Origin of the sequence: Roseococcus thiosulfatophilus (genome assembly GCF_017311575.1) — a bacterium.
Taxonomy (GTDB): domain Bacteria; phylum Pseudomonadota; class Alphaproteobacteria; order Acetobacterales; family Acetobacteraceae; genus Roseococcus; species Roseococcus thiosulfatophilus.
The window spans coordinates 140,164-160,937 of sequence record NZ_JAFFQY010000033.1 but is presented as its reverse complement, the minus strand read 5'-3'; the positions used below and the strand labels follow the sequence as shown (position 1 = coordinate 160,937).

The following is a 20,774-nucleotide window of genomic DNA, read 5'->3' as shown; positions in this document are numbered from 1 at the left end:
TCACCTTCCGGATGCGAGGCTGGCGTCCAAGGAGAATTCGCATGCAACGCTTCGCCCTGTTCCGCTTCAAGAGCCTCGGCACCAGCCTCGCGCTGGCCATGACGCTGGTCGCCTTCCTGGCCTGTGCGGGCTTCGCGGCCGTGCTGCTGGTGAACCAGCGCGCCTCGCTCGATGAGGACACCGAACGCCGCCTCGCCAGCGCCCGCTCCGGCTTCGAGACCGCGCTGGCCGCCGAGGGGCGCGAGGTGCTGACGGCCTCCGAAATTCTCGCCGCCCTGCCGGCCGTGACCCAGGCCGTTGTCGCGCGCGACCGCGACGCCCTGCTGACCCTGCTGCGCGATGGCCAGGTGGCGGCGCAGGCGCGCGGCCAGCGGCTGAACGTGCATCTGCCGCCCGCGGTGAACCTGCTGCGCGTGTGGCGGCCCGAGCAGCATGGCGACGACATCGCCTCCCGCCGTCGCACCGTCGTGCAGGCCGCCGCCACCGGCCGCAGCGTCGCGGGGCTGGAGGTCGGCGCGGCCGAGGTCTCCCTCTTCGGCGTGGCGCCCATCCGGGCCGGTGGCCAGGTGGTCGGCACCATGGACGTGGCGCTGGGCCTGACGCCGGAGGTGCTGGGCCGCCTGCGCGACGCGGCGGGGCTCGACTTCACCCTCTATCGCCGCACGGCCGATGGCACCGCGCGCATCGGCGGCGGCCTGCCCGGCGCGCCCGATGGCACGCTGGACGCCGCCGCGCGCCAATCCATCCTGGGCGGTGGGGAGTTGCGCCGCGAGGCCCGGGCAGGTGGCCGGGACTTCGCCATCCTGGCCGTGCCGCTGCGGGACTTCGCCGGCCAGCCCATCGGCACGGTGGAATTCGCCTATGACCTCTCCGCGAAGGCGGCCGCGTTCCAGACCGCCCTGCGCTCGGTGGGGCTGACCGCGCTGGTCATGCTGCTGCTGGCCGCCACCGCCGGTCTGCTCTTCGCGCGCGGCCTGAGCCGTCCGCTCAAGGGCATGACGGTGGCGCTGGAAGGCCTGGCCGCGGGCCGGCTGGATGCCAGCGCCGCGGGGGCCGAGCGCCGCGACGAGATCGGCGGCATGGCCCGCGCCTTCGCCACCCTGCGCGCCGCGCTGGTGGAGGCCGAGCGCCTGAAGGCCGCCCAGGCCGAGGCCGAGGCGCGCCTCGCCGCCAGCCGGGCCGAGGCCACCGCCGCCACGGCGGCCGAGGTGGAGGGCTCGCTCTCCGGTGTCACCGGCGCGTTGACCGAGGCCGGCGCCCGGCTGGCCGAGGCGAAGTCGCGGCTGGAAGAGACCTCGCTGCGCTCGGGCGCGGCCAGCCAGGACGCGGCGCAAGGCGCCGGCATGGCGGCCGAGAATGTGCGCGCCGTCGCCGCGGCGGCCGAGGAACTGGCCGCCTCCACCAGCGAGATCGGCCGGCAGGTGAGCGAGGCCGCGCGGGTCGCCTCCGAGGCCAGCCAGCAATCGCGCGAGACGGACGCCAAGGTGCAGACGCTCACCGAGGCCGCGAGCCGCATCGGCGATGTCGTGCGCCTCATCAACGGCATCGCGGGCCAGACGAACCTGCTGGCGCTGAACGCGACCATCGAGGCCGCCCGCGCCGGCGACGCCGGCAAGGGCTTCGCGGTGGTGGCCAGCGAGGTGAAGAACCTGGCCGGCCAGACCGCCCGCGCCACGGAGGAGATCGGCGGGCAGATCACCGCCATGCAGGCCGCCATGGAGGCCGCGGTCAGCGCCGTGGCCGATATCGCCAGCACCATCCAGCGGCTGGACGGCATCACCACCGCCATCGCCGGCGCCGTGGAGGAGCAGGGCAGCGCCACGCGCGAGATCGCGCGTTCGGTGCAGGAGGCGGCGGCGGGCACCTCGCTCGCTTCCACCGCGGCCGAGCGCGTGGCCGGCGAGGTGGATGCCGCGCGCGGCGCCGTGCAGGGCGTGGGCGAGGCCATCGGCCTGATCGGCGAGCAGTCGGGCCGGCTGGACGCCGAGGTCGGGGCGCTGGTGCGGCGGCTGCGGGCGGCATAGCTCCACCATCCGGTGCTTGCCGCGCCGGGCGGCAGGCGCCACACAGGCGGCATGGATGACCGTTGCCGCCTCTATCTCATCACCCCGCCGCGCCTCGATGCGGGCTTCGAGGCGCGGCTGGAAGCGGCGCTGGAGGGCGGCGACGTCGCCTGCCTGCAGCTGCGGCTGAAGGATGCCCCGCGCGAAGAAGTCATCCACTGGACGCGTCGCCTCATGCCCATCGCCCAGGCGCGGGACGTGGCCTTCCTGCTCAACGATGACGCGCCGCTAGCCGCCGAACTGGGTTGCGACGGCGCGCATCTCGGCCAGTCCGATGGCGACCATGCGGGGGCGCGGATGCTGCTCTCGGGGCGCATCCTGGGCATCACCTGCCATGCCTCCCGCCACCTCGCCATGAATGCCGGGGAGATGGGGGCGGATTATGTCGCCTTCGGCGCCTTCTTCCCCACCAGCACCAAGGAGACGCAGCATGTGGCGGATCTCGAGCTGCTGTCCTGGTGGAGTTCGGTGATGGAAATCCCCGCCGTCGCCATCGGCGGCATCACGGTGGAGAATTGCGCGCCGCTGGTGCAGGCGGGGGCGGATTTCCTGGCCGTCGTGGGTGCCGTCTGGAACCATCCGGAAGGACCGGCGGCGGGCGTGGCCGCCATGAACGCCGCCATCGCCGCGGCGCTTGTGGAGGCCCCCGCCCGTGGAACTTGAATACGAAACGGCCGACGTCTTCACCACCACCCGCTTCGGGGGCAACCCGCTCGCCGTGGTCCATGGCGCCGAGGCGCTGGACGGCGCGCGCATGCAGGCTATCGCGCGGGAGTTCAACCTGTCGGAGACGGTGTTCGTCCTGCCCTCGGGCGTGGCCGATGCGCGGCTGCGGATCTTCACCCCGGGCCAGGAGGTGCCCTTCGCCGGCCACCCGAATGTCGGCACCGCGGTGCTGCTGGCCAGGCGCATGGAAGGCGCGCCCGCGACGCTGCGGCTGGAGCAGCAGGCGGGCATCGTCACCGCCTGGATCAGCCGCAACGCCGCCGGCATGCCCACCGCCGCGGAGATCGAGGCGCCGCTGCCCCTGCAACTCGGCGCCAATCTGGACCCCGGTGAGGTGGCCCTCTGCGCCGGCCTGCCACCCGGGGCCATACATCTGAACGGCCACCCGCCCATCGAGGCGGGCTGCGGCCTGCCCTTCGCCATCGCGGAGGTGGAGGATGTGGCGACCCTCGCCGACGCCACGCCCGACACCGCGGCTTTCCGCCGCCACCTCTCCCGCACCGGCGCGCTGCTGTTGCACGCGCCGCTGGGCCTGGGCCGGCGGCGCGTGCGGATGTTCTCGCCGCTGGACGGCATCGGAGAGGACCCGGCCACCGGCAGCGCCAATTGCGCGCTGGCCGGGCTGCTGCTGGCGGTGGCGGGCGGCAGCGTGCTGAATCTGGAGGTGGAACAGGGTGTGGAGATGGGCCGCCCCAGCCTGCTGCACCTGGCCGCGCGGCGTGACGCGGACGGCGCCATCCGGGTGCGGGTCGGCGGCGGGGTGGTGCCCGTCGCGCGCGGCACCATCTGGGTGTGATGGAGGAGATCGATTTCTTCCGGGCCCTGCACCGGCCCGGCACCATCCTCGACATCGGCGCCCATGACGGGCTGCTGACCGCGCCCCTGGCCGAGTTGCCCGGCGCCCATGTCATCGCCTTCGAACCCCTGCCAAGCGCCATGGCCCGGCTGCGCGAGCGGCTCGGCGCGCACCCGCACGTCACCCTGCGCGCCGAGGCGCTGGGCGCCACCCATGGCGAGGCCACGCTGACGCTGCCCGTGGTGGCGGGCGAGGCGGCGGAGCAATGGGCGAGCCTCGCCAAGACCTATGCGGGCCATGCCGGCGTCACCACCGAGCGCCACCCCGTCACGGTCCTGCCGCTGGATGCGCTGGAGCTGACCGACGTCACCGCCATCAAGCTCGATGCCGAGGGCTATGAGGAGGAGGTGCTGCAAGGCGGGCGCGAGACGCTGCGCCGGTGCCGGCCCGCGCTCTCGGTCGAGATCGAGGAACGCCACCGCCCGGGCAGCACCGTGGCCGTCCCGGCGCTGCTGGCCGAATGGGGCTACACGGCCTGGTTCTGGCATGCGGGGCGCCTGCGCCCCTTCGAGGCCTTCGACGCGGCCACCATGCAGGTGGCCAGCCCCGACCCCAGCGTCTTCGCCGCCTCCGACCCCTACATCTTCACCTTCTTCTTCCTGCCTGGCGGGGAGGGGCTGCGGCAGCTTGCCCTGGCGGGATTCCGCACGATGGAGGCCGGAGAAATCCGCTGAAGAGGTAAAGAATTCAACCTGAAATAGAATGTACCGGTCGATTTACCTTGTGAAATTCACTCCGGGCATAAGAAATACCCGGATACAACAAGGAAGGAACGACATGTGCATCTCATGTGAGGGGCCGCGGCTGCCACGGCGAGCAATGTTTGCCACCGGTGCGGGGATGCTTGCCACCTCCCTTGTTTCACCCGCGCTGGCGCAAGGAAATGCTGCCGCGCCGGCCACCCCCGCCGCCGCCCTGCAAGCCCTGGTGGAAGGCAATGCCCGCTATGCCGCCGACCAACCGCGCCGGCGTGACTTCTCCGCGCGCCGCGCCGCCCTCGCCCAGGGTCAGTCACCCTTCGCGGCGGTGCTGGGCTGCGCGGATTCCCGCGTCGCGCCGGAACTCGCCTTCGACCAGAACCCCGGCGACCTCTTCGTGGTGCGCGTCGCGGGCAATTTCGTGACGACGGAGGGGATGGGCAGCCTCGAATTCGGCGCCGCCGTGCTCGGGACGAAGCTGATCCTGGTCCTGGGCCATACGAGCTGCGGGGCGGTCAATGCCACCGTGGACGCGCTGCGCCAGGGCGGCAACGCCCTGCCCGGCAACATCGCCGGGCTGGTCACGGCCATGAACCCGGGCATCGAGCCCGCGATGGCGGGGCCTGGCGGCGATGAGCCGACCCGCCGGGCGCTGGTCTCCAACGTCCGGCACAATGTGCGGGCGCTGGAGACGGCCTCGCCCATTCTGGCGGGGCTGATCTCGCGGGGCGAACTCGCGGTGCGGGGCGGAATCTACGACCTCGCCACCGGGAGGGTCGAGCTGGTCTGAGGTCCTGCCCCCCTTCCGTGCGCTACCGCGCGCGGAAGGGCCGGTGGCAGTCGCCGCAGGCCGCGCCTGTGGCCTGCAGGGCGGCGCCGAAGGCGCGGGCGTCGCCCGACTGCGCGGCGGCGTTCAGCGCTTCGAGGCGCGCGGGGAGGGCGGCGGCGACGCGCTCGAAGGTCGCGCGGTCGGTCCAGATCTCGGGCAGGGCGCGGGTGTCGAGCCCCGCGGTCCCGCGCGCCGTGCCTTCCGGGAAACGGGCGGGGAAGTTCACGAAGAAGGCCTGCACGGCGGCCACCCGCTCGGCGGCCGGGCGGGGGTCGCTACCCGCGCGCGCGATGGCCGCCATGGCCTCCATGTGGGCGCCCACGGCGCGCAGCCCGTCGCGGCGCTCCTGGACGATCTGGGCGGGGTTGGTTTGCGCCGCGGCGGTGCCCAGCAGGGCCAGCAGGCCGAGACCGATGAGGAGTGGCTTTGACATTCGGCTGTCGCTCACAGGTTGAGGCTTTTCATTGCACACCCCCGGCTTGCCCGCCAAGCGCCGTAACGTTAAGAGACCCGCACGGCGCCGGAGTGTAGCTCAGCCTGGTAGAGCACTGTGTTCGGGACGCAGGGGCCGGAGGTTCGAATCCTCTCACTCCGACCAGCCGTTTTCAGACATCCCGCCAGTCATGGCGCCGGGCCTCGAAGGCGTCGCGGCCCAGCATGAACACGGCGGCCGTCCGCGCCAGGATGCGCAGATCCAGCCAGAGCGACCATTCGGAGAGGTAGGCCAGGTCATGCCCCACCACCTCCCGCGCCATGGCCGGGCCCGCGATGGTGCCGGACAGCCCATTGACCTGTGCCCAGCCGGTGATGCCGGGCTTCAGCCGGTGCCGCGCGCCATAGCCGGGCACGATCTCTTCCATCGGCACCCCTGCCACCTCGATGCCGGGGACGTGCGGGCGGGGGCCCACGAAGCTCATCTCGCCGCGCAGCACGTTGATGATCTGCGGCATCTCGTCGATGCAGGTCGCGCGCAGGAAGGCGCCCACGCGGGTGATGCGGCGGTCGCCCTCGCGCACGCCGCGGCGCCCGTCATCGGCCGGGTCCACGCGCAGGGTCCGCAGCTTCAGCACCTCGAAGGGCCGGCCGAACTGGCCCACCCGCCGCTGGCGGAACAGGACGGGCCCGGGGCTCTCCAGCCGGATCGCGATGGCGGCCACCACCAGGATCGGCATCACCACCATGGCCAGGGCGGCCGCCAGAAGCTTGTCCACCGCCTCCTTCACCAGGATGGCGGCGCCCGGCACGGGCGCGCGCACCAGGCGCAGCGCCGGCCGCCCGGCGATGAGCGGGCGTGGCGCCCCCTGCGGCGCGGCGTTGTCGCCCCCCAGCATGACCATCACGTCGGAGGAGAGCCACTGCACCTGCTGGATCACGCGCAGGATGTCTATGGCGCGGCGCATCGGCAGCGCGATGACGATGACGTCAATCCGCTCCCGCGCCGCGAGTCCCGCCAGCACGCGCACATCGCCGCACACCGGCACGCCATGCAGGGCGGCGGGGCGGCGCGTCGCGTCGCGGTCGTCGAAGATGCCCACCAGGTCGGGCGGTTCGGAATTCTCGGGCGCGGTCAAATCCGCGATCAGCCCCTCCGCCTCCTCGGTGGCGCCGATGATGGCGATGCGCCGCCGCAGCCAGCCCTGCCGCACGCCGACCTGCGCGGCCGCGGAGACGAGCAGGCGGGACGCCATCAGCAACATGCCCGCAAGCGCCGGCCACAGCACAAGGGCGTGGGTGGCCTGGCCCCCCAGCGCGGCCAGCGACAGCAGCGCGGCCGCGAGGCCGACCAGTGCCGGATAGGCCATGGCCTCCAGCACGGTCCAGGGCAGGCGCATCATCTGGCCCAGATGGACGGGCCCGAAGGCGCGCATCAGCAAGACGGTCATCACCGGCAGGAGGAAGGCGATGAGCGCGGCCTCCAGCGGCGAGAAGGCGAGCGGCGTCGGCCCCGCCCGCGTCCAGACGAGGCCGGCGAGGGCGAGGGCCAGCAGGTCGGCGAACCCCGCCATCTGGCGCAGCAGCGCCACCGGCGAGGCGCCGCCGGCCGAGGGCGGCGCGGCGATGCCGGTCGCGGACAGGATTTCGGACAGTGGGCCCTCCCCCGAGGCGTGAACCTCAAGTGGAGGATAGCGCGCTTCCGACAAAGGAACAGCCTCGCGGCGCGGCAATGCTCGGCGAATGCTTGTCCGGGCCCCGCGCGCGGCATAAACTCGAGGTAACGGAAGAGGGCGCGTCGCCCGGCTTTCGTCGCATTGCCCGCCATGGCCCTGATGGCCGACATCCTTTGCTGGGGACATCGCGTTTGGCCACCCTGCGGATCGGTACCCCGGGCTTCACCCCACGCCCTTCGGCGGGCTGGTCGCGCCGCCATGGCTGGTGGGCGACGGCGCGCTGGCATGCCCCCTGGATGCTGGTGGCGCTGCTGCTCCCCCCGGCGCTGGCCATCCTGCTTGCCACGCGCGTGCCGCCCCTGCACGAGGCCGAGATGCTGCTGCGCCTGGACGCGCCGCAGGAAGCCCTGGCCGAGGCCGCCCTGCTGCGTGAGCAGGCGCCCCGCGTGACCGATGCGACCGCCGGCCCGCCACGTATGGACATCCTGGCAGAGGGGCGGGTGCTGCGCCTCGTCCTGCCGCACCCCGACCCTGCGGCCGCCACGGCGCAGGTCGAAGCGATGGTCCGCGCCTGGCTTACAGCCCGTGAGAGGTTCTGGTCCGACGCCGAGGCCACGCGCCTCGCGGCCCGGCTCGCCGCCCTGGAGGAGGAGGCGCGCGCCACCACCGCCCGCCTGGGCGCGCTCGACCTGGAGCGGGAGGCCGCCGCCGCCATCGCGCACCGCCAGCGCCTGGCCGAGCGGCTGGACGCCCTGGCCGCCCAACGCGCGGCCGCGACAGGCCGCCTGGCCGCCGCCGAGGCCGCGCTCGCCGCCCAGCCCGGCCGCGTGCTGGGCGCCGTGGAGCGCAGCAACGCGCCCCTGGTGGAGGAACCCCGCACCCTGCTGACGCGCCTGCTGGCCGAGCGCGCCCGCATGCGCGCCCAATACCAGCCCGACGCGCCCATGCTGGCGGAGCTGGAGGCACGCATCACCGACGCCCGCCGCGCCCTGGCCCAGGCGAGCGGCCAGCGTGTCGAGACCGCGCGGGAGGAACGCAACCCCCTGCTGGACGGGCTGGCGGGCCAGGTGCTGGACGCGCGCATCGCCCGCGATGCCCTGGCCGAGGAAATCGCCGAAACCACAAGGCTCCGCGCCGAGGCGGAGGCCCGTGCCGCCGCGCTCCTGGCCGCCCTGGAACCCGGCCGCGAGCGCGCCGCCCTGGCCGCGCGCCTCGCCGCCCGGCCGGTGCAGCAGGCGGCCCCGGTGGGTGTGCCGGAGGCCGCGACCCTGCGTCCCGGCACCACCCATCCCGGCCGGCTCTGGGTCGCGGCCGGTGTGGCGCTGGGCCTGCTCTGCGCCCTGTTGCTGGGCGCGCTGCTGACCCGCTGGCGCGCCGTCTTCCTGCACCCGGCCGAGGCCGAGCGCGCCACCGGCCTTGCCGGGCTGGGCGCGATGCCGGCGCAAGGCCGGGCCGGCACACCCCTCGCCATCGCGAGCCTCGCCGTGCAACTGCTGGACGGCGCGCCGCCCGGCCACGCCCAGATGGTGCAATTCCTCGGCACCGCCGCCGGGGATGGGCGGGACGCCGCCGCCCGCGCCCTAGCGGTGGAACTGGCGCGTACCCACGGGCTGTCGGTGGCGCTGATTGACCTGGATGGCGATGGCCGCCGCCACCTCGCTACGCTGGGCGACCCGGCGCAGCCACCCATTCCCTCGCCCGAGGGCGTTTTCGCCCATGCGACCGGGGTGCCGCGCCTCTGGGTCACCTACCAGCGGCGCGAGGCCGCGCTGATGACGCCCCACGCGCTGGAGGCGGGCGTGCTGCACATGGCCGACCGGCTGCGGTCCGCCTTCGACGTCTGCGTGCTGATCGGTGGCAAGGAGATGGACCACTATGCCCGACGGCGCCTCTCCGCGCTGGTGGACGGCAATATCCTGGTGGTGGGGTGCGGCCGCACGCGCGGGCCGGCGGCCCAGGAGATGATCGGCCAGGTGCAATCCGGCGGCGGGCGCTTCTTCGGCCTGTTCTGGACGGAAGGCGCGCGGACGGCATGAGGCGCGCCCTGCTGGTCCTGCCCCTGCTGGCCGCCTGCACCGGGCAGGAGATCCGCGTGCAGCAGCAGCGGCCCGAGGGCTTCACCGCCTGGACCGACGCGCCCCCCGTCTATCGCTTCGGCCCCGGCGACCGGCTGAACGTCCGCTTCCGCCTGACGCCCGAGTTGAACGAGGCGGCGCTGGTCGGCCCCGACGGCACTATTGCCCTGCGGGCCGCCGGGCGGGTGCGGGTGGGCGGCCTTTCGCCCGCCGAGGCGGAGGCCGCCATCGCCCAGGCCTCGCGCCGCCTGCTGCTGAACCCCGAGGTCAGCGTGGCCTTTGACGAGACCGCCGCCAACCAGGTCTTCGTGGGCGGCATGGTGGAGCGCTCCGGCGCCTTCCCGCTGGTGGGCCGTCGCGGCGTGCTGGAGGCCATCATGCTGGCCGGCGGCTTCACGCCGGAGGCGCGGATGAACGAGGTGGTGCTGATCCGCCGCGACCCCGACAACCGCCCCATGCTCCGCACCGTGAACCTGCAGGGCTTCGCCGCGCGGGCGGAGGCCGACGTGCCGCTCTTTCCGGGCGACATCGTCTTCGTGCCGCGCAGCCGCATCGCGGAGGTGGCCAATTTCGTGGACCAGGCCATCAACCGCACGCTGCCCTTCTCGCGGGGGTTCAGCTACACCATCAACCGTGGCGCCACGGCCGGGACGTTTTGACCGACCGGGTGATGCTGGGGGTGATCGGCCTCGCCCCCCTCGACACGGAGGGCGCGCTGGCCGCCCTTGCGGCGCGCGACCCGGCCGCGCCCTTCGCCTATGTCGTCACCGCCAATGCCCAGCATCTGGCCTTGCTGGCCGAGCCCGCGCACCCCCTGCGCGCCGCCTATGACGCGGCCTGGCTGCGGCTGAATGACAGCCGGGTGCTGTCCCGCCTGCATCGCCTCGCCACCGGAGAGGGCTTTCCTGTGGCGACGGGCAGCGACCTGACGCGGCTGCTCTTCGAGCGGGTGATTGCGCCCGGGGATGCGCTGGTGCTGGTGGGGGGCGATGCCTTGCTGGCCGAGGCGCTGCGCGCACGCTTCGGCCTGACGGCGCTGCATTTGCATGTCCCGCCCATGGGTTGGGCGGCGGACCCTGCCGCCGTGCAGGCGGCGCTGGATTTCGTGCGGGCGCACCCGGCGCGCTTCGTCTTCGTCATCACCGGCGCGCCCGCTTCGGAAACCTTCCTCCAGCGCCTCGCCATCGAGCCGGGGCTGACGGGCACCGGCCTCGCCGTCGGCAGCGCGCTGCGTTTCCTGGTGGGGCAGGTGCGGCGCGCGCCGGTCTGGATGCAGCGGGCGGGGCTGGAGTGGCTGTTCCGCCTGCTCAGCGAGCCGCGCCGGTTGTGGCGGCGCTACCTGGTGGATTCGATGCCTGCGGTGGGCATCGCCCTGCGCCTGGCCCTCAGGCGGCGCCAGCGGGGCTGACCCGCGGCGCCCAGAGCTTCGACAGCGTCGGGTAGAACAGCATGACGAGCCCCAGCGTCATGATCCCGCCCACCAGCCAGTTGGAGAAGAACACGGCCAGCGAGCCTTCGCTCAGCAGCAGGGACTGGCGGAAGCTCTCCTCCGTGCGGTCGCCCAGCACCAGTGCCAGCACCAGCGGTGCCAAGGGGTAGTCCAGCTTTTTCATCACGTAGCCGATCACGCCGAAGATCAGCATCAGCACCACGTCGAACTCGGCCGAGTTCACCGTATAGGCGCCGATGGCGCAGACCATCAGGATGATGGCGGCGATGATGGAGAAGGGCACGCGCAGGATGGCCGCGAACCAGGGCACCGCCGCCAGCACGATGATGAGGCCCACGATGTTGCCGAGATACATGGAGGCGATGAGCCCCCAGACGAAATCCTTCTGCTCGACGAACAGCATGGGCCCCGGCTGCAACCCCCACATGATGAGGCCGCCCAGCAGCACGGCGGCGGTGGGCGAGCCCGGGACACCCAGCGAAAGCATGGGCAGCAGGGCCGAGGTGCCGGCCGCGTGCGCCGCCGTCTCGGGCGCCACCACGCCCTCCATGCGGCCGCGCCCGAAGCTGTCCTTGTCCTTCGCCATCCGCCGCGCCACGCCATAGGACATGAAGGAGGCCGGCGTGGCGCCCGCCGGCGTGATGCCCATCCAGCAGCCGATCAGCGAGGAGCGGATGAACAGCGCCCAGTGCCGCGGCAGCTCGGCCCAGGTGCGCAGCACGGTGCCGAGGGTGATGCGCGCCTTCGCCCCCTTGAACCGCAGCCCTTCCTCGATGGACTGGAAGATCTCGGACAGGCCGAAGAGGCCGATCACCACCACCAGGAAGTCAATGCCACGCATCAGCTCCATGGAGCCGAAGGTCATCCGCAACTGGCCCGTGACGCCATCCATGCCCACACCGGCCAGCAGGAAGCCGAACATCATCGCCGCCAGCGCCTTCAGCGGCGACCCGCGCGCCAGGCCGATGAAGCAGGCAAACGAAAGAAACATCACCGCGAAGAATTCCGGCGGGCCGAATTGCAGCGCGAACTGCGCGACGAGCGGGGCGAGGAAGGTGATCATCACCACCGCGATGAAGGCGCCCACGAAGGAGGAGGTGAAGGCCGCTGTCAGCGCCTCCCCGGCGCGCCCCTGCTGCGCCATCGGGTAGCCGTCGAAGGTGGTGGCGACCGACCAGGGCTCACCCGGGATGTTGAACAGGATGGAGGTGATGGCCCCCCCGAACAGCGCGCCCCAGTAGATGCAGGAGAGCAGGATGATGGCGCTGACCGGCGGCAGGGTGAAGGTCAGCGGCAGCAGGATGGCGATGCCGTTGGCCCCCCCCAGCCCCGGCAGTACGCCGATGAGCACGCCGAGCACGATGCCCGCCACCATCAGCAGCAGGTTTTCCCATTGGAGCGCGACGGCGAAGCCGTGGCCCAGGAGCTGGATCTCTTCCATGTCGGTTCCCGCGGCGCGCGCCCGTCAGGCCGCGCGCGGGGTGTCCGCGCGCCGGGTGGGGCCGTTGCTGGAGGGCGAGGTCAGTAGCCGAGCGCGGTCTCGAGCGGCCCCTTGGGCAGGGCGACCAGGAACCAGATCTCGAAGATGACGAAGGAGACGAGGGCGGCGGCGGCCCCGGACAGCATCGAGGTCACCATCCGGAATTCGCCGAAGCGCCGCATGAAGAAGCCCACCAACACGGCGGAGCTGACATAGATGCCCACCAGCGGGATCACGGCCACATAGATGGCGGTCGGCACGAAGACCTGCGCCACCAGCGCCAACTGCCCCCAGGTGGCGAAGCGCGGCCCGCGCGCGCCGCGCCGGTGGTCGCGCAGCGCGACCACCAGGTTGCCCAGGCTCGCCAGCGCCAGGATGGCGCCGAGCCAGAAGGGGAAGTAGCCCGATTGCGGGCCATCCGCCCCCCAGCCCGCGCCGATGCGGAGGCTGTCCATCATGCCGATGCCGCCCGCCGCCATCAGCACGACGGCGGTCGCGATTTCCATGCCACGTTGGCTCGGGCCACGCTCGGCGGCCGCCTCGGCGCTGGGGATGAGGACGCTGTCCTGGGTGGTGATGCTCATCGTCTCAGCCCCCCGCCGCCAGGAAGCCCGCTTCGCGCATCAGTGTGCGGTGGCGTTCCTCCTCGCGGGTCAGCCATTCGGCGAAGGGCGCGCCGGTCAGGCTGGTGGTGTTGAAGGCGCCCTGGGCCATCAGTTCGCGCCATTCGGGCGTTTCGGAGACGCGTTCGAGCAGGTTCACCCAGAAGGCGGTCTGCGCGGGGGTGATGCCGGGCGCGCCGAAGATGCCGCGCAGCATCAGGTATTCCACGTCCAACCCGCTTTCCTTGCAGGTCGGGATGTCCTGCCAACCCATGCTCTCGGTGACACGGCCCTCGCCCGGCAGGCGACGGCTGTCGAAGACGCAGAGGGGGCGCAGCGTGCCGGCGCGCCAATGCGTCACGGCCTCGATCGGGTTGTTCACCGTGCTGTCGATGTGCCGGCCGACCAGCTGCGTCGCCACCTCGCCGCCGCCCCGGAAGGGCACATAGGTGAAGGTGGCGCCCGTAGCGCGCTGCAGGGCGACGGTGATGATCTGGTCTTCCTGGCGAGAGCCGGTGCCGCCCATCCGCAGGCGCCCGGCGCGCGCGGCCTCCACGAACTGCGCCACGTTCTGCCAGGGGCTCTCGGCATTCACCCAGAGCACGAATTCGTCCAGCGCCATCATCCGGATGGGCGTCAGGTCGCGCCAGGAGAACGGGATGCCGGTGGACATCGGCGTGGTGAACAGGTTCGACAGGCTGATGATCAGCACATGCGGGTTGCCGCGGCTGTTGCGCGCCTCGAGGAAGCCCTCGGCGCCCGCGCCGCCCGCCTTGTTCACCACCATGATGGGCTGGCGCATCAGGCTGTGCTTGCTGACGATGCCCTGAATGACGCGGGCCATCTGGTCCGCGCCGCCGCCCGTGCCGGCGGGAACAAGGAACTGCACCGGGCGCTGCGGCTGCCAGGCGGCCTGCGCCAGAGCAGAGGGGGCCAGGGCAGGGGTGGCGAGGGCGGCGACACCCAGCCCGGCGCCCATTGCGGCAAGCTGACGACGGCGAAGCATCATGGTCGGGGCCCTTTCTCGCTGGCCCTTTGAAAATGCCGTAAAGTCCGCCCGGTGGAAGGGCTTCGTTTTGCAAAGGTGTCAACTTGATGTGAAGCAATGAAAATTCTGAAAATCGGCCGGCTCGACTTTTCGCTTTAGTGAAATGATCCCATGCTTTCTGGAGTTTCGTTTGAGGACATCGCATTGGCCATGACATCCGCGACCCGTCTTTCCGACCTCCTGGCGCGCGGCGCCGCCGAAGCACCGGCGCTTCGTGCCCCCGGTCGTCCGGCCCTGACCCATGGCGCGCTGCGCGACCTCGCCGCCCGCACCGTGGCCACCCTGAACGGGCGCGGCATCGGCCGGGGCGAACGCGTGGCCATCGTGCTGCCCAACGGGCCCGAGATGGCGGCTTCCTTCCTCTGCATCGCGGCGGGTGCCTGCACCGCGCCGCTCAACCCCGCCTACAAGCAGGACGAGTTCGCCTTCTACCTGGAGGACCTCAAGCCCCGCGCCCTGGTGGTGCAGCGGGGCGTCGAGACCTCCGCCCGCGCCGCCGCCGAGGGGTTGGGCATTCCCGTGCTGGAACTGGTGCCGGGCGAAGCCGCCGGCGATTTCACCCTGGAGGGCGGCACCCCCGGCACCGCCGCCCGCCCCGGCATGGGCGACGCCGAGGATGGGGCGTTGGTGCTCCATACCTCCGGGACCACGGCGCGGCCCAAGATCGTGCCGCTGAGCCAGCGCAACATCTGCGCCTCGGCCGCGCATATTGGCGCCACGCTGGAACTGACCGAGGCGGATGTCTGCCTGAACATCATGCCGCTCTTCCACATCCATGGGCTGATCGCGGCGGTGCTGTCTTCCGTCGCGGCCGGCGGTGCCGTGGTCTGCACGCCGGGCTTCGACGGGATGCGCTTCTTCCGCCTGCTCGAGGAGGAACGGCCCAGCTGGTACACGGCCGTCCCCACCATGCACCAGGTGATCCTGGCCCGCGCCGAGCGCAACGCGGACGTCATCGCACGCGCGCCGCTGCGCTTCATCCGCTCCTCCTCCGCCTCGCTCCCCGGCCCGGTGATGGAGGCGATGGAGAAGGCTTTCGGCTGCCCACTCGTCGAGAGCTACGGCATGACCGAGGCCGCGCACCAGATGGCCTCCAACCCGCTGCGCGGCGCGCGCAAGCCTGGCGCTGTCGGCCTGCCCGCCGGCCCCGAGGTCGCCATCATGGACGAGGACGGCAGGATCCTCCCGCAGGGTGGCATCGGCGAGGTGGTGATCCGCGGCCCCAACGTGACGGCGGGCTACGACAACAACCCCGACGCCAACGCCAAGGCCTTCACGAACGGCTGGTTCCGCACCGGCGACCAGGGGATGCTGGACGCCGATGGCTACCTGGTGCTGACCGGGCGGCTGAAGGAGCTCATCAAGCGCGGCGGCGAGCAGGTGAGTCCGCTGGAGGTGGATGGCGTGCTCTCCGCCCACCCCGCGGTCGCGCAGGCGCTGACCTTCTCCATCCCGCACAAGATGCTGGGCGAGGAGGTGGGGGCCGCCATCGTGCTGCGCGAAGGCCAGGAGGTGAGCGAGCGCGAATTGCGCGACTTCGCGGCCCGCCAGCTTGCGGACTTCAAGGTTCCCCGGAAAATCGTCTTCCTGCCGGAGATTCCCAAGGGCGCCACGGGCAAGCTCATGCGGATCGGCCTGGCGGAGAAGCTGGGGGTGACGGCTTGATGCACGCCCTGGGTCGCGGAGCGGCGGAGCAGCGGAGCGTGAATCCATGGCGATGAAAGTTTGCGTCTTTGGGGCAGGGGCCATCGGCGGGCTGATGGCGGCCAAGCTCGCCGCCGCGGAGGCCGCCGAGGTGACCATCATCGCCCGCGGCCCGCACCTGGCGGCCATGCAGTCGAATGGCCTGAAGCTGATCAGCGAGGGGGCGGAGACGGTGGTGCATCCCCGCTGCGTCGCCACGCCCGAGGAGGCTGGGCCGCAGGACGCCGTCATCATCACTCTCAAGGCCGTGGGGCTGCCGGGTGCCGCGCCGCAGATCGCGAAGCTGCTGGGGCCGGAGACGGCCCTCGTCTCGGCCGTGAATGGCATTCCCTGGTGGTATTTCCACAAGTTTGGCGGCGAGTTCGACGGGCGGCGGGTGGAAAGCGTGGACCCGGGCGGCGAGGTCTCCCGCCTGCTGCCGCCCGAGCGCGCCATCGGCTGCATCGTCTACCCGGCGGCCGAGGTGGCCGAGCCCGGCGTGATCGAACATACCTATGGCGACCGCTTCACCCTGGGCGAGCCGTCCGGGGAGCGCACGGCACGGGTGGAGGCCCTTGCCAAGGCCCTGGTCGCGGCCGGGTTCAAGGCGCCGGTGCGGCCCAAGATCCGCGACGAGATCTGGGTGAAGCTCTGGGGCAACCTCGCCTTCAACCCGATCAGCGCGCTGACCTCGACCACGCTGGATGTCATCACCGCCCCCGGCGAATTGCGGGACCTCGCGCGGGCCATGATGCTGGAGGCGCAGGAAATCGGCCAGGCGCTGGGCGTGCGCTTCGCCATTGATGTGGACAAGCGCATCGCCGGCGCCGCGGAAGTCGGCGCGCACCGCACCTCCATGCTGCAGGACCTGGAGCGCGGGCGGCCCATGGAGGTGGAGGCGCTGCTCGGCGTCATTGTCGAATTCGCGGAACTGACCGGACGCCCCGCGCCCAGTTGCCGCACCGTGCTGGCGCTGCTGCGGGCGAGAGCGCGCGCGGCGGGCTGCCTCTGATGCAGGGCAGGCGTTAACGGTTAACGGTTCACGCGCACGCCGCGATTCCATAAGGTAAGCCAGACTTTCATCTGGAGTGTCGGGCGCGTGGACAATTTGCCTCCGGCGAAACCCGCCCCGGCGCGGGCGGACCCCGTGCGGGGCGCACGGCTGACGGCCTCGCTCGGCCGTCTGGCGCGGATCGGCTTCGCGGTGCTGGTGGTGGGGGCCACCCTGTTCTTCCTGCATGACCGCTTCTCCACTGTGCAGGCGCAGAAGGCGCTGATGGCCGGCCAGGCACTGACCTTGCGCGCCCCCATCGAGGGCCGGCTGGACATGCACCCGCATTTGCCCGGCGCCTGGTTTGGCCAGGGCGACAGCTTCGCGAGCATCGTGAATGAGCGCGTGGACACCCAGCGCCTCGATGAGCTGCGCGCCACGCTGGAGGGGATGGAGGCCGAGGTCGCGGCCCTGGTCAGCCGTATGGAGGCCACCCGCGTGCTGCTCGCCGCCGCGACCGGCACGGCCGACAGCTTTCGCCAGACCCGCCTGGACCAGCTCCGCGCCCGCATCGCGGAGGGCGAGGCGCTGCTGGGCGCCGCCCAGGCCCGGCTGCGCGAGGCCGAGGCCGCCGCCTCACGCGGGGAGCGGCTGCTGCGCCAGGGCATCATCAGCCTCGCCGCCGTGCAGGGGCTGCGGCGGGACCTTGCCGTCGCGCGCGACGAGGCGGCCGCGACGACGGAGCGCGTGGCCTCGCTGCGCGCCGAGGAGGAAGGTGCCCGCCGCGGCATCTTCGCCGCCGACAATGCGAGCGATCGCTCCGTCTCGCAGCAGAACATGGACCGCCTGAGCCTCGCGCTGGTGGAGCTGGAGACGCAGCTCGCCGAACGCCGCGCCCGGCGCGACGCGACCCGCCGCCAGTTGGAGGCCGAGACGGCGCGGGTGGGCGGCTGGCCAATGCGCCCATCGAGACGCCGGAGCCCGCCCTGCTGGCCCGCCTGCTGGTGCAACCGGGCAAGACGGTACGGCCGGGGCAGGAGCTGGCGCGGCTGATTTCCTGCGCCGCCCCCCTCATCACCGCCGAACTGGATGAGCGCGGCTTCCGCCAGACGCATCTCGGCCAGCAGGCGGAGTTCCGGCCCCTGGGCGGCGGGCCCGCCCTGCGCGCCGAGGTGATCCAGCGTGTCGCCCCCAGCTTCACGCCCGGTGAGGCGCGCGCTTTGCCGCAGGTGATCCTGCGCCCCGTGACGCCGCCGGAGGGCTGCGAGACGGGCCGCCTCGGCGCCGTGCATTTCCACTGAGCCATGGACCCGCTGGCGGAAGCCTTCCTGCCCGTGCTGCTGGTGCTGTCACTGGCGGCGTTCCTGCCCTGGATTTCCTCCATCAACCCCTGGGCGCGGTGGGTCGGCGCCTGGCTGACCATCCTGCTGATGGGCCGTTACCTGTTCTGGCGCGCGACCGAGACGCTGCCCGAGCCGGCGCTGGACCCGTTGGCGCTGGGGGCCTGGGCCTTCTTCGTGGTGGAGGTGATCGGCAGCTTCGCGGGCGTGCTGCTGCTGCATGTGCTCTCGCGCACCCTGGACCGCAGCGCGGAGGCCACGGCGCATCCGGTGGAAAGCCACCCCGGCGGCCCGCCGCTCATTGACCTGCTGATTCCGACCTACAACGAGCAGGAGGAGATCCTCTACCGCACCATCGTGGGCGCCATGTCGCAGGACTATCCGCGCTTCCGCGTCTGGGTGCTGGATGACGGCAAGCGCGCCTGGCTGCGCGAGATGTGCGAGAGGCTGGGCGCCAACTACCGCATCCGCGGCGACAACAGCCACGGCAAGGCGGGCAACATGAACGCCACCTTCTGGCACCTCATGACGCTGGACGAGAAGCCGGATGCCATCGGCGTGCTGGACGCGGATTTCGTGGCCACGCCGCTCTTCCTGCGCCGCGCCGCCGCCCTGTTCCATGACCCCAAGGTGGCGCTGGTGCAGACGCCCCAGCATTTCTTCAACCCCGACCCCATCCAACTCAACCTCGGCGACGCCGCGCGCGTGCCGGACGAGCAGCGCTTCTTCTTCGACGTGGTGCTGGCGTCCAAGGACGCGCATGGCACGGCGTTTTCCTGCGGCACCTCCTCCATCGTGCGGGCGGATTGCCTGGCGCGCATCGGCGGCTTCCCGACCGAGAGCGTGACCGAGGACATCCTCCTCTCGATCAAGCTGACCGGCATTGGCCACAAGACCGCCTATCTGAACGAGCCCCTGACGGCAGGCCTCGCCCCCGAGGGGTTGCAGGAATACCTGACGCAGCGCGGCCGCTGGTGCCTCGGCACCATGCAGATCGTCCGCACGCCCTGGGGCCCCTTCTCGCGCGGGGCCAATACGCCGCTGCTGATGCGGCTGCACACCATGGACACGGTCCTGTTCTGGACCATGACGCCCATCCTGCGCATCCTCTGCCTGCTGATGCCGGTGCTCTATTGGTGGACCGGACTCGTGGTGGTGCAGACGGATCTGCATGGGCTGATCTCGCACCTCGGCCCCTACTGGATCTGCTGCGTCATCTTCCTGGGCTGGGTCAGCCGCGGCACCAACGTGCCCATCCTGGCCGATGGCATGTCGCTGCTGGTGGCGCGCGAATCGCTGCGGGCCAGCGCGGTGGGGCTGTTCGGCAACAAGAACCAGAAGTTCAAGGTGACGGCCAAGGGCGCCACGCGCGACCGCACCGTGGTGCAATGGAGCCTGGCGGGCTGGTTCCTGGCCATCGCGGCCCTGACCGTGGCGGGCATGGTGCTGCGCCTGGTGCTGGGGCCCATCGAGGGCACGCCGCCCGCCGCCGAATCCATGAACCTGTTCTGGAGCGTCTACAACATCATCATGCTGGCGGTGGCCTCGCTGATGTGCGTGGAGGCGCCCCGCTACCGGCGCGAGGAGCGTTTCCTGGCCGGCGAGGCGGCCGTGCTGCGCCAGGAGGGGCGGGAGGTGCCGGCGGTGCTGGAGGATGTTTCGCTGCTCGGCTGCCGCCTGCGGCTGCGGGCGCCTGGGCGTCCCGCCACCGATGCGCGCGTGGTGGTGTCCATCGCCGAGGTCGGCGAGGTGCCGGCCCTGGTCCGCGCCGCGGGGGCGGACCATTGCCAACTGGTCTTCGACGCCGATGCGGAGCAGCGCGCGGCCCTGGTGCGGAAGCTCTTTTCCGGCCGCTACCGTCATTCGGTCACGACCCTGCGCCCCTTGGCCTTCATGGGCATCCTGTTCCGCAAGGCGTTCATGTAGGCCAAGGCATGGAGTGGGCTGGCCTTGTCGCGGAGACCGGGTTACGCCAAGGCCATGTCGCGTCATTTCGCCTTCATGCATGTTCCCAAAACCGCCGGTATCGCCTTCGCCTTGGCCATCAGGGCCGCGACCGCCGCACCGGGCGACGTCTTCGGCTTCGACCGGCACCAGTTCGGCAGCTACGATGCCTTTGACGAGTTGGACGAGGCCCAGCGTTCCCTGATCCGGTTGCAGGCGTCCGATTGGCCGCAGGGCATCGGCTTCGTCCGCGGCCATGTGACGCTGGGCACGCTGCGCGCCGCCTATCCCCGGCATGAACTCCTGACCGTGCTGCGCGAGCCGTGGTCGCGTCTCATCTCGCTCTGGCTGTTCTGGCGCGGGCAGTCCGAGGCGGAGATGCAAGGCTGGGGCGGCTGGGGTGAACGGGTGGGTGCGGCGCGCGGGTCGCTCGGGCGTTTCCTCGCGAACCCTCTTCTGGCCACCCAGACCGACAATGTGCTCGTTCGCCTGCTGCTGGCTCCGCATCCGCTGGTCCCGCCGGAGGGGTTCATTCCTTCATCCGCCGACCGGCTCCTGTTGCCGGCCGCCCGCGCGGCCCTGGCCCGGTTCGACTTCGTGGGCTGGTCGAGGATCGGGCGCTCGGCACAAAACTTGGCCAATTCCTGGGTCGGCCCGCGCCGCTCGGCCGACACAACGTCACCACCCTGGCGTCGGCCCCGCTGCGACCGGCTTTCGATGAGGAGATGACCCCGGGAACGCATGACCTGCTGGAGAGGAGGTCGCGGCTGGACCGGCAGCTCTGGGCCGAGGTCGCGACGGAGCAGGGGCTCGATGTGGCGGCGGATTGCGCGTTCCGACGCGCGTTGCGGCGCTACCGCAAGAACAACATGCTGAACTGA

The 20,774-nt window shown here is 71.8% G+C and carries 20 protein-coding genes and 1 tRNA gene; 16 read left to right on the top strand and 5 right to left on the bottom strand.

Features of this window, described 5'->3' with window-relative positions:
- The first annotated feature begins 41 nt into the window (after positions 1–41).
- The 5 genes from JTN19_RS12530 to JTN19_RS12510 all read left to right on the top strand — a co-directional run bounded on the left by JTN19_RS12530 (position 42) and on the right by JTN19_RS12510 (position 5,133).
- Entirely contained in the window at positions 42–2,024 is a 1,983-nt protein-coding gene (locus JTN19_RS12530) for a methyl-accepting chemotaxis protein (protein WP_206933067.1), read from the top strand.
- A 51-nt stretch (positions 2,025–2,075) separates the two neighbouring features.
- Positions 2,076–2,726 carry a thiamine phosphate synthase gene (gene thiE, locus JTN19_RS12525; RefSeq protein ID WP_206933066.1) on the top strand — a complete coding sequence of 217 codons (651 nt, stop codon included), beginning with the start codon at positions 2,076–2,078 and terminating at the stop codon, positions 2,724–2,726.
- Positions 2,716–3,585, top strand: coding sequence for a PhzF family phenazine biosynthesis isomerase (locus tag JTN19_RS12520; protein WP_206933065.1), 870 nt, complete (start codon positions 2,716–2,718; stop codon positions 3,583–3,585). Before thiE ends, JTN19_RS12520 begins: the two co-directional genes overlap by 11 nt.
- On the top strand, positions 3,585–4,319 hold the full coding sequence (locus tag JTN19_RS12515; protein WP_206933064.1) for an FkbM family methyltransferase: 735 nt from the start codon (positions 3,585–3,587) through the stop codon (positions 4,317–4,319). Before JTN19_RS12520 ends, JTN19_RS12515 begins: the two co-directional genes overlap by 1 nt.
- Before the next feature lie 166 nt (positions 4,320–4,485).
- The gene (locus tag JTN19_RS12510; RefSeq protein WP_242531099.1) at positions 4,486–5,133 is read left to right on the top strand and encodes a carbonic anhydrase; all 648 of its coding nucleotides are present in this window, start codon (positions 4,486–4,488) and stop codon (positions 5,131–5,133) included.
- 22 nt (positions 5,134–5,155) lie between these two features.
- Here JTN19_RS12510 and JTN19_RS12505 read toward each other — a convergent pair whose 3' ends face one another.
- Positions 5,156–5,605: a c-type cytochrome gene (locus JTN19_RS12505; protein ID WP_191084055.1), complete on the bottom strand. Its 450-nt coding sequence runs from the start codon at positions 5,603–5,605 to the stop codon at positions 5,156–5,158.
- A gap of 88 nt (positions 5,606–5,693) precedes the next feature.
- Here JTN19_RS12505 and JTN19_RS12500 point away from each other — a divergent pair.
- Positions 5,694–5,770 (top strand) — tRNA-Pro (locus tag JTN19_RS12500).
- Positions 5,771–5,777: 7 nt separating this feature from the next.
- On the opposite strand, the gene JTN19_RS12495 is transcribed toward JTN19_RS12500, so the two are convergent.
- Positions 5,778–7,313: an exopolysaccharide biosynthesis polyprenyl glycosylphosphotransferase gene (locus tag JTN19_RS12495; protein WP_206933062.1), complete on the bottom strand. Its 1,536-nt coding sequence runs from the start codon at positions 7,311–7,313 to the stop codon at positions 5,778–5,780.
- A gap of 158 nt (positions 7,314–7,471) precedes the next feature.
- Between JTN19_RS12495 and JTN19_RS12490 the strand changes: the two genes are divergently transcribed.
- Genes JTN19_RS12490 through JTN19_RS12480 form a run of 3 tightly spaced genes read left to right on the top strand, consistent with a single transcriptional unit; the run spans position 7,472 to position 10,763 of the window.
- A complete protein-coding gene (locus JTN19_RS12490; protein WP_206933053.1) occupies positions 7,472–9,316 on the top strand; it encodes a hypothetical protein in 1,845 nt (614 codons plus the stop codon).
- Positions 9,313–10,014, top strand: a complete 702-nt coding sequence (locus JTN19_RS12485; RefSeq protein WP_206933051.1) for a polysaccharide biosynthesis/export family protein — start codon at positions 9,313–9,315, stop codon at positions 10,012–10,014. Before JTN19_RS12490 ends, JTN19_RS12485 begins: the two co-directional genes overlap by 4 nt.
- On the top strand, positions 10,011–10,763 hold the full coding sequence (locus tag JTN19_RS12480) for a WecB/TagA/CpsF family glycosyltransferase (protein ID WP_242531098.1): 753 nt from the start codon (positions 10,011–10,013) through the stop codon (positions 10,761–10,763). Before JTN19_RS12485 ends, JTN19_RS12480 begins: the two co-directional genes overlap by 4 nt.
- Here JTN19_RS12480 and JTN19_RS12475 read toward each other — a convergent pair.
- The 3 genes from JTN19_RS12475 to JTN19_RS12465 form a co-directional block, all read right to left on the bottom strand.
- Positions 10,741–12,246 carry a tripartite tricarboxylate transporter permease gene (locus tag JTN19_RS12475; RefSeq protein WP_206933050.1) on the bottom strand — a complete coding sequence of 502 codons (1,506 nt, stop codon included), beginning with the start codon at positions 12,244–12,246 and terminating at the stop codon, positions 10,741–10,743. The genes JTN19_RS12480 and JTN19_RS12475 overlap by 23 nt on opposite strands.
- Positions 12,247–12,326: 80 nt before the next feature.
- On the bottom strand, positions 12,327–12,869 hold the full coding sequence (locus tag JTN19_RS12470) for a tripartite tricarboxylate transporter TctB family protein (protein ID WP_206933039.1): 543 nt from the start codon (positions 12,867–12,869) through the stop codon (positions 12,327–12,329).
- 4 nt (positions 12,870–12,873) lie between these two features.
- Entirely contained in the window at positions 12,874–13,896 is a 1,023-nt protein-coding gene (locus JTN19_RS12465; RefSeq protein ID WP_242531097.1) for a Bug family tripartite tricarboxylate transporter substrate binding protein, read from the bottom strand.
- A 189-nt stretch (positions 13,897–14,085) separates the two neighbouring features.
- On the opposite strand from JTN19_RS12465, the gene JTN19_RS12460 reads away from it, so the two are divergent.
- The 7 genes from JTN19_RS12460 (at position 14,086) to JTN19_RS12430 (ending at position 20,774) form a co-directional block, all read left to right on the top strand.
- Positions 14,086–15,600 carry an acyl--CoA ligase gene (locus tag JTN19_RS12460; RefSeq protein WP_206933037.1) on the top strand — a complete coding sequence of 505 codons (1,515 nt, stop codon included), beginning with the start codon at positions 14,086–14,088 and terminating at the stop codon, positions 15,598–15,600.
- Positions 15,601–15,646: 46 nt separating this feature from the next.
- The gene (locus JTN19_RS12455; protein WP_242531096.1) at positions 15,647–16,630 is read left to right on the top strand and encodes a 2-dehydropantoate 2-reductase; all 984 of its coding nucleotides are present in this window, start codon (positions 15,647–15,649) and stop codon (positions 16,628–16,630) included.
- A gap of 87 nt (positions 16,631–16,717) precedes the next feature.
- Positions 16,718–17,662 (top strand): hypothetical protein, encoded by a 945-nt coding sequence (locus JTN19_RS12450; protein WP_206933031.1) that lies wholly within the window; start codon positions 16,718–16,720, stop codon positions 17,660–17,662.
- Positions 17,614–17,910 carry an HlyD family secretion protein gene (locus tag JTN19_RS12445; RefSeq protein WP_206933029.1) on the top strand — a complete coding sequence of 99 codons (297 nt, stop codon included), beginning with the start codon at positions 17,614–17,616 and terminating at the stop codon, positions 17,908–17,910. The genes JTN19_RS12450 and JTN19_RS12445 overlap by 49 nt, the downstream gene beginning before the upstream one ends.
- Positions 17,911–17,913: 3 nt before the next feature.
- On the top strand, positions 17,914–19,875 hold the full coding sequence (locus JTN19_RS12440; RefSeq protein WP_206933027.1) for a glycosyltransferase: 1,962 nt from the start codon (positions 17,914–17,916) through the stop codon (positions 19,873–19,875).
- A gap of 75 nt (positions 19,876–19,950) precedes the next feature.
- Positions 19,951–20,622 carry a hypothetical protein gene (locus tag JTN19_RS12435; RefSeq protein WP_206933019.1) on the top strand — a complete coding sequence of 224 codons (672 nt, stop codon included), beginning with the start codon at positions 19,951–19,953 and terminating at the stop codon, positions 20,620–20,622.
- A complete protein-coding gene (locus JTN19_RS12430; RefSeq protein WP_206933017.1) occupies positions 20,619–20,774 on the top strand; it encodes a hypothetical protein in 156 nt (51 codons plus the stop codon). The genes JTN19_RS12435 and JTN19_RS12430 overlap by 4 nt, the downstream gene beginning before the upstream one ends.